General features: G+C 72.6%; 8 protein-coding genes. 3 read left to right on the top strand and 5 right to left on the bottom strand.

Features of this window, described 5'->3' with window-relative positions; all coding sequences use genetic code 11:
• On the bottom strand, positions 1-611 hold a 611-nt coding region (locus ND747_RS04210), incomplete at its 3' end, for a TerD family protein (protein WP_251731940.1).
• A gap of 304 nt (positions 612-915) precedes the next feature.
• On the opposite strand from ND747_RS04210, the gene ND747_RS04205 reads away from it, so the two are divergent.
• Positions 916-1,995 (top strand): aldo/keto reductase, encoded by a 1,080-nt coding sequence (locus ND747_RS04205; RefSeq protein ID WP_251731939.1) that lies wholly within the window; start codon positions 916-918, stop codon positions 1,993-1,995.
• 204 nt (positions 1,996-2,199) lie between these two features.
• The gene (locus ND747_RS04200; protein ID WP_251731938.1) at positions 2,200-2,676 is read left to right on the top strand and encodes a MarR family transcriptional regulator; all 477 of its coding nucleotides are present in this window, start codon (positions 2,200-2,202) and stop codon (positions 2,674-2,676) included.
• 33 nt (positions 2,677-2,709) lie between these two features.
• Here the strand turns inward: ND747_RS04200 and ND747_RS04195 are convergent, their stop codons facing one another.
• Complete coding sequence (locus ND747_RS04195; protein ID WP_163549549.1) at positions 2,710-3,279, bottom strand: hypothetical protein; 570 nt, start codon at positions 3,277-3,279, stop codon at positions 2,710-2,712.
• A 257-nt stretch (positions 3,280-3,536) separates the two neighbouring features.
• On the opposite strand from ND747_RS04195, the gene ND747_RS04190 reads away from it, so the two are divergent.
• Positions 3,537-4,319 (top strand): sporulation protein, encoded by a 783-nt coding sequence (locus tag ND747_RS04190; protein WP_251731937.1) that lies wholly within the window; start codon positions 3,537-3,539, stop codon positions 4,317-4,319.
• Positions 4,320-4,378: 59 nt separating this feature from the next.
• On the opposite strand, the gene ND747_RS04185 is transcribed toward ND747_RS04190, so the two are convergent.
• The 3 genes from ND747_RS04185 to ND747_RS04175 are packed head-to-tail and all read right to left on the bottom strand — an operon-like array spanning position 4,379 to position 7,583.
• Positions 4,379-5,407, bottom strand: coding sequence for a DUF4097 family beta strand repeat-containing protein (locus tag ND747_RS04185; protein WP_251731935.1), 1,029 nt, complete (start codon positions 5,405-5,407; stop codon positions 4,379-4,381).
• Positions 5,404-6,183 carry a response regulator transcription factor gene (locus ND747_RS04180; protein ID WP_251731934.1) on the bottom strand — a complete coding sequence of 260 codons (780 nt, stop codon included), beginning with the start codon at positions 6,181-6,183 and terminating at the stop codon, positions 5,404-5,406. The genes ND747_RS04185 and ND747_RS04180 overlap by 4 nt, the downstream gene beginning before the upstream one ends.
• On the bottom strand, positions 6,171-7,583 hold the full coding sequence (locus ND747_RS04175; RefSeq protein WP_251731933.1) for a sensor domain-containing protein: 1,413 nt from the start codon (positions 7,581-7,583) through the stop codon (positions 6,171-6,173). The genes ND747_RS04180 and ND747_RS04175 overlap by 13 nt, the downstream gene beginning before the upstream one ends.
• Positions 7,584-7,908 lie beyond the last annotated feature (325 nt).

Below are 7,908 nucleotides of genomic sequence, written 5' to 3'. Positions count from 1 at the left end.
GGTGCGGCGGGCGGCTGCGCCTTGCGCCGGTCGTGGACCGGCCGGGCCGGCGGTGGGGGCGGCGCAGGGGCCGCGGCCTCGGGCTCGTCGGCGACCTCGCCGCCGTAGGAGCGGATCAGCTCGGCGAGCCCGCCCTGGAAACCCTGACCGACCGCGGCGACCCGCCACACGCCCTTGCGGTAGACATCACCGATCATCACCGCACGTTCGCTGGTGAAGTCGGCACCCGTGAACGCGTAACGCAGCACCTCCGCCCCGCCGGCGACGATGCGCAGGTAGCCGGAGGAGATCGCGGCGGCGCTGCCCGCCCCGTCGAGGGCGGCGCAGAACGACAGCCGACCGATCGATGCCGGCACCCGGTCCAGGCTGATCTGGAAGCCCTGGCTGTCGCCGGGCTGCGGGCCGACCTGCCGAACCGAACCCTCCGGTGAGGACGGCTGGTTGAAGAAGACGAAATACCGGTCGTCGGAGAGCCGGTCGCCGAGGTCGAGCCCGAAGCAGGAGATGTCCCACTCCCCCGGCGCGTTGATCTGCACGCCGACGTACAGGTCGGTGTTCGGGGTTACTGCCGACAGCTGGGTCTTCTGCCCGCGACTGAACTGGGTGACCACGGCACTCCCCTCACTCGCCTGCCGCCGCCCGTGGGCCGCCGGGCCACGCCATGCCCGGCTGTTCACCGGACCTGCGGGCAAACTAGCAGCTACCCACCGGACCCACGGCACACGCCGACCATCCAGGGCCTGTCGGGGACGGGACACCCGCCCGCGCATCCCGGCTGTGCGCCCCCGCGTGCCGCACTACCTCGCATCCTCGCGCGTACCGGCCTGCCCGCGGCCGGCCTCGATCGCGCCCGTCCACACCGCTCGGGCGGCGGCCACCTCGCCCTGGGCACATCCGGTGTCGTTGACTGGACGCATGCGCCACGTCGAGCACAGCGTCAGCACCAGCCCGAAACGCCTGTCGAAGATCGGACTGGGCACCTGGCAGTTCGGATCCCGGGAGTGGGGCTACGGCAGCGAATACGCCGATCAGGGTGCCGCCCAGGTCGTCCGGCGTGCGCTCGAACTCGGGATCACCGTCTTCGACACCGCCGAGGTGTACGGCTTCGGCCGCAGCGAACGCATTCTGGGCACGGCCCTCGCCGCCGCCACCTCCCATGGCTCCGGCACCGGGAGCAGCACCGGCACCGGAAGCAGCACCGACACCGCAGGCAGCCGCCCGGGCAAGGCTGGCGACCAGCCCGAAACCGCGCGGGAGGTGTATCTCGCAACGAAGATCATGCCGGTGCTGCCGGTGGCGGCCGTCGTCGAGCAGCGCGCCGTCGCCAGCGCGGGCCGGCTCGGCGTACGCCACCTGGATCTGTACCAGGTGCATCAGCCGAACCCGGTGATCCGCGACCGCTGGACGATGCCGGGCATGCAGGCGCTGCGCACCGTCGGGCTCGTCGGGGACGTCGGCGTGAGCAACTACTCGCTGCAGCGCTGGCAGGAGGCGGACGCGGCGCTCGGTGCGCCGGTGCTGTCGAACCAGGTCGAGTACAGCCTCGCCCGGCCCCGCCGGGGCGCCGCGCTGCTCGAGTTCGCCGCGGCCGAAGGCCGGATCGTCATCGCCTACAGTCCGCTGGCTCAGGGTCTGCTGTCCGGCCGTTACTCCGCCACCCACCGGCCCGCCGGCCGGGTCCGTTCCGCCAACTCACTGTTCCTGCCCGAGAACCTCGACCGGGTGGTGCCTCTGCTCGACACTCTGCGCGATGTCGCCGCCGCCCACGACGCGACACCGGCGCAGATCGCCCTGGCCTGGGCGATCCACCATCCCCAAGTGATCGCGATCCCCGGGGCGTCCAGCGTCGCCCAGGTCGAGAGCAACGCCGCAGCCGCCGACATCGTCCTCGCCGACGACGAGTACGCCGCCCTCACCGCCGCCTCGGACCGTTTCACCCCCGTGGCCGGCCGCGCCGCCGCCACCGCCCTCGCCACCCAGGCCCTGCGCCGCTGACCGAGCACATCGCGCCCGCCCGGCCGGCCGTCGCCTTGCAGGCGCCCGGCCGGGTGGTGATCGCCCCCGGGTCGACAGGGCCCGGCCCGTCGGGCACCGAGCCCTGTTGACCTGCACCCGGGTTCAGGTTCTAGCGTCATCCTCCGACACCGCGACGTTGCCACCCGGTAGTGCCGACTCCAGGGCGTCGCCGACGGGAGTGCCATGACCACGGACATCACACCCCATCCGGACGAGGTGCTGGCCCGACAGCCGGCCGGCTACTGGACCGGCGCGGCCTATCGCACGATCGTGGGCCGGATCCGCGCCGAGCTCGCCAGCGAAGATCTCACCCAGCCACACTGGTGGGTCCTCAACCACATCGCCGGGGCCCCGGCCCGGTGGGACCGTGCCGGCCTGATCCGCCGACTGGCCCGATTCGACGATCTCAACACCGACATCGACGCGGTCCTCGACGATCTGCTCGCCCGTGGCTGGCTGATGTCCTCGCCGCAGCCGGCAGGAACACCCGTGTTCACGCTCACCGAGGCAGGCGAAGCCGGGCGGGCACGTGCCGCCGAGCGCACCCGGCGGGCCCATGACCAGCTGCATCACGGCATCACCACCGAGCAGTACGCGGCCGCACTCACCGTCCTGCGCCGCATGATCGCCAACCTCGATGGTGACGCCGAGCTGCCCTGACGCGCTGGTCCCCCTCCCGAGGAGGCGCGGGTGTCAGGGGGCGCGGACGGTGCCGTCGGGGGCGTAGACGTCATCGGACGTGACGTAGTGGAAGGGGGGGCAGACGCCGGTGGAGTGGTGGGCGGCGGCTTCCAGGGCCAGGCGGACCCGCTCGTCGGCGTCGAGGCCGGCGGTGGTGTGCAGCGAGCCGCTGGCGTACTCGTCGCCGCTGCCGATCGCGTAGTAGTCGTCGACGCTGCGGCCGATCTGGTAGTCCGAGTCGATCCGGTAGAGGTGCCCGCGGATACCCACCAGGAACAGCCCGCCACTTTCGTTGCCCGACTCGTTGCGGGCGAAGCCGCCGTCGCGCAGGCAGTCCCGGACCACGGCGATGAACTCCGTCGACATGAACCGGTCGAGATCCCAGTCCTGTGGGACGGGCGGCACGAGGCTGTACCGCAGCAACTGGCCCATCCGGAACGAGTCGGTGAAGCCCATCAGGAACTCCCCGTTGCGAAACACCTTGGTGTCCGCACGCACGGTGACGGACCAGCCGGCCACGCCGGCGCTGTCCCCACCGATGACGACCCGGCCGTCTTTCTGTACACCGACGATGCAGGTCACGAAGCGGGATGGTACCGGTTCTCCCCGCAGGCGGATGCCCCACCCGTCAGCGTCCGCCGCCTTCGTCACGGACCGTCTTGAAGGCGACGGTTCGACCGTCCCGGCAGCCCGGCATGGGAGGCTCGACCACGACGGCTCGGGACAGCCGTCGACGCAGTATGGGCAGACGCAGGGCAGCCGGCGCAGGGCCGGCGACCGGCCCGCACGGCAGCCGGGCGGCCAGGCAACGGAGCCGGGACGAGAGGGAAGCAACGGCGATGGTGATGAAGCGGTTCATGTCGCGGCTCGGGGTGGGCGCGGCCGAGGTGGACACGGTGCTGGACCGGCCGCAGACCCAGCCGGGCACGGTCGTCACCGGCGTGACGAACATCGTCGGCGGCAAGGTCGAGCAGGAGATCGAGAAGGTGCTGGTCTCGTTGGAGGCCACCGTCGAGGTCGAGCGGGACGACTCCACCTGGTACGAGCAGGTCACGTTCGGTACCCAGCAGGTCGGGGGCGGCTTTACGGTCGCCCCCGGCCAGCGAATCGGCGGACGGTTCGAGCTGGCCGTGCCGTGGCAGACCCCGATCACCACGGTCGGCAGCTGGCAGCTGCGCGGGATGAAGATCGGGGTGCGCACGAAGCTCTCGATCTCCGGGGCGGTCGACCCGGGTGATCTCGACCCGGTCGAGGTGCATCCGCTGCCCATCCAGGAGGCGGTGCTGGCCGCGCTCGGCGATCTGGGCTTCCAGTTCCACTCCGCCGATGTGGAGAAGGGCCGCCTGCGCGGTTCGGATCTGCCGTTCTACCAGGAGATCGAGCTGCGCCCGTCCGGCGAGTACGCCCGGCGGATCCGCGAGCTGGAGGTGACCTTCCTGGTCGACGGCGCCGGCACCGACGTCGTGCTCGAGGCCGACCGCCGCGGCGGCCTGCTGTCCTCGGGCGGCGACGAGCTCACCCGCTTCCGCCTTTCCCATCACGACCTCGACCGCCAGGCCCTGGCCGGCCTGCTCCACCAGCAGCTCGAACACCTCGGCCGTCGCCGCGGCTGGTTCCGCTAGAGCGCTCCTCCCCGCCCCTCGGCCCCGGCGGACGCCGATCCCCGGGGCCCGAGGGACGCTCAGGGTTCGGTGCGGTGCACCGTCACGTTGCCGGCGGCGGTGGCGACCCGTAGCCGACGTTGGGATCTCGGATCGGATCCGATGGTGACGTCCCGGTCGCCGGTGTAGGTGGACACGTCGGTCGCATACGGCGGTGAGTCTGCGGGCAGCAGCACCCGCACGTCGCCGGCCGAGCTCTGGGCATCAAGGTCGTCCGGTGCCTCGGTGGCCTCCAGCGTCAGATCGCCCGCGGAGCTCGACATCCGCACGGAGCGGGAGCGGGATTCGAGCACGCGCACGTCACCGGCCGCGCTGGAGGCGTCGACCGCCCCGCGCGACCTGGTGACCACGACGTCGCCGGCCGAGGTGTACAGCCGGGCGGGACCGTCGAGACCGGTCGCGCTCACGTCCCCTGCGGACGTCCGCAGGGTGACACTGCGCCCGGACGGAACGGCAACGAAGTAGGCGGACCCGCAGTCCCAGAAACTCCACAGCGGGCAGCGGCTGGACACCCGTGCGGTGTCACCACTGATCTGTACGTCGAGGGCGGGCATGCGCACGACGCCACTGAGCCGGGCGACCAGAACCAGCCCGGACGGCTGCGCTCCGGCTGCCTGCACCGCCGTCGGCTGTGCTGAGGACGGTGGGGCTGAGAGCGGTGGGGCCGAGAACCGTGGGGCTGCGGACGCGCCGGTGGGGAACACGATGCCGCGGGCAGTGGTGGCACCGGGGCCGTACAGGGCCACGTCGCCCGCCTCGGCGGTCATGTCGATGCGGGTCACCGACGCCGGCAGGATTCGGGTCTCGAGCCGCACCTCCCGTCCGCTCGTTCCGGTGACGACCGAGATCCCGAAGAAGGCCACGAGGACCACCGCGACCAGACCGCCGACGAGCAGCGCCGGCACCCGCCCGGGACGTGGTCCGGACCCGTGCCCAGGCCGGTCGGGACCGCCACGAAGGACGGAGTCGCCGTCATGGTCCGGGTCGGGACGCAGGCCGAGGTCGACGGAGCGGTGGTCGGGGGCCGGGAGGTGGGTGGAATCGGTCATCGCGGGGCCTCCTGCGAATACGGCCGGGTACCACCGGGGCTGGTGCCGGTGCTGTGGGCGGGGTTGGCGCCGCGAACCGGGATGGCACCGTGGCCATCGGTCGAGTCGAGATAGCGCAGGACGGCGAGCACACGTCGGTGGTCGTCCTCGGCGGCCGGCAGGCCGAGCTTGGCGAGGATGCCGGTGACGTGCTTTTCGACCGCACGCTCGGTGATGACGAGCGCGGCGGAGATCCCGACGTTCGAGCGTCCCTCCGCCATCAGGCGCAGGACCTCGTTCTCGCGGCGGGTGAGGGCGGCCAGGGGATCGGTCCGACGGGTGCGGATCATCAGCTGGGTAACGACCTCGGGGTCGAGCACGGTGGCACCGTCGGCGATCCGCGTCAACGCCGCGTGGAAGTCGGCGACGTCCGAGACCCGGTCCTTGAGCAGGTAGCCCACGCCACCGCGGGGGCGGCCGGCCCCGCCGGTGTTCCGGTTGCCTTCGGCGATGAACAGATCGACCGCGTAGCGTTCCTCGACGTACTGCGAGAGCACCAGGACGCCGACGGCCGGCCACTGCCGGCGCAGCACCAGGGCCGCCCTTACCCCCTCGTCCACGAAGGTCGGTGGCAGGCGGACGTCGACGACGCAGACGTCCGGCGGATCGGCCGCGACCGCGCGCAGCAGTGCCTCCGCCTCGTCGACCGCGGCCGTCACGGTGACACCGAGGTCCTCCAGCAGCAGGATCAGGCCCTCCCGCAACAGCACCGAATCCTCGGCGATCACGATGCGCATGGCAGCTCCAGCCGCAGCGTCGTACCGATCCCGGGCGGGCTGGTCAGGCTGAACGTCCCGTCGACGGCGCGGGCCCGGTCCCGCAGGCCGGCCAGACCCGTACCGCCCCGCTCTGCGGCGCCGCCGCAGCCGTTATCGGCGACCTCGACGACGAGACGCCCCGCACCCTGGCCCAGATGGCCCTGGCCCGCATGGCTGTGGCTCACGGTGCCCTGGCCCGTCACGCTCAGGTCCGCGGGAAGGCGGCGCACGGTGACGGCGACCCGGGTGGCATCGGCGTGGCGGGCCACGTTGGTCAACGCCTCGGCGACAAAGAAGTAGGCGACGGCCTCGGCGTCCGGGTCGCGGCGCCGGGTCGTCGCCTCGTCCACGTCGACGGTGACCGGCACCGGGCAGCAGGCGACGAGCCCGGACAGCGCCGCGTCCAGGCCCCGGTCGGTGAGCACCGCCGGGTGGATGCCCCGGGCCAGGTCGCGAAGCTCGACCAACGCCCGCTTCGCCTCGGCGTGGGCTTCGGCGACGAGACCGGCGGCGCCGTCCGGGTCCTGCGCGAAGCGGGCCTGGGCCCGTCCGAGGGTCATGGCGACGGCCACCAGCCGCTGCTGCGCACCGTCATGCAGGTCGCGTTCGATGCGGCGCCGCTCGGCGGCGGCGGCGGCGACCATGCCCGCCCGGCTGGAGGTGAGGTCCTCGACCCGCCAGGCGAGCAGTTCCTCCTCCCGCGGGGACAGCAGCCAACGGGCCAGCTGGTAGTGCGCGGCGACGAGGCCGCGGGCGAGCCAGGGCGCGGCGAGCAGGGCGGCGACGCCGAGCCCGACGTGCAGCGTCACCGAGGTGCCGTAGCCAAAATCCTGCCCGAACACGCGGTCACCCGCGGTGAGGGTGAATCCGTAGGCGGGGAAGAGCACGAACGCGAGCCCGCCGCCCCAGGCGACGAACAGCAGCCAGCCGCCGAGCCAGCCGAACAGCGGGACGACGACCAGCGCGTAGCAGGCGTCCAACCAGCTGCCACCGGAACGCAGCCGCCGCAGTTCCCCGCCGACACGCGCCCGGACACCGTCGGCCGGCGGTGGATGGGCGGGCGAGGGGCGCAGCGGGAGCCGTCGGCCCAGGATCGTCTCGAACCGCCAGGCGTCCACCCGGGTGGCCAGCCGGGCGGTGACCAGCCCGGCCCAGATCAGCGGCACCCCGGCCAGCGCGACCAGCAGCAGCGGCACCCCCATGATGATCAGCACGAACACCGTCAGGAACACGGGCACGGCGAGCATGCTCGTGAGCGCGGTGAACGCCGTGGCCACCCACATCGGCCCGGCGTACGTCGCCCGCGCCAACGCCCGGACCCCACCGTTCGGCCGCCGCGCCCCGGTGGGGGCGCCGCCCACCTCGACCATGCCCGTCATAGCTGCTCGTCCTCACGTCGTCGCCTCCCCGCCGCCGCTGCGGCCCGACAGGCACCGGCAGTTCTCGGCGGGACCCGCGCTCCTGGCCGGGCATACCGGAAGGTAGATCGTCCGGGCCCGGCCGCGCGACGGAGCTGACCGGCCAGTACGGACGGGGGTTAGCCGCACCATGGCCGTCCGTCCAGGCCAGGGTCCACCCCGGCTAGGACTACGTTCCCGGCTCACGTGCATACGCGGAGCAAATCACGGTAGCGTCGTTTGTCAGCATGCGTCTGCGAGTGGTCACACTGCCGGCTTCACGCAGTCCGCAGTCGTATCGGGGGGT

Source organism: Frankia sp. R82 (genome assembly GCF_023716925.1).
Lineage (GTDB): Bacteria > Actinomycetota > Actinomycetes > Frankiales > Frankiaceae > Frankia.
This window is presented reverse-complemented; position numbering and strand designations above follow the sequence as displayed.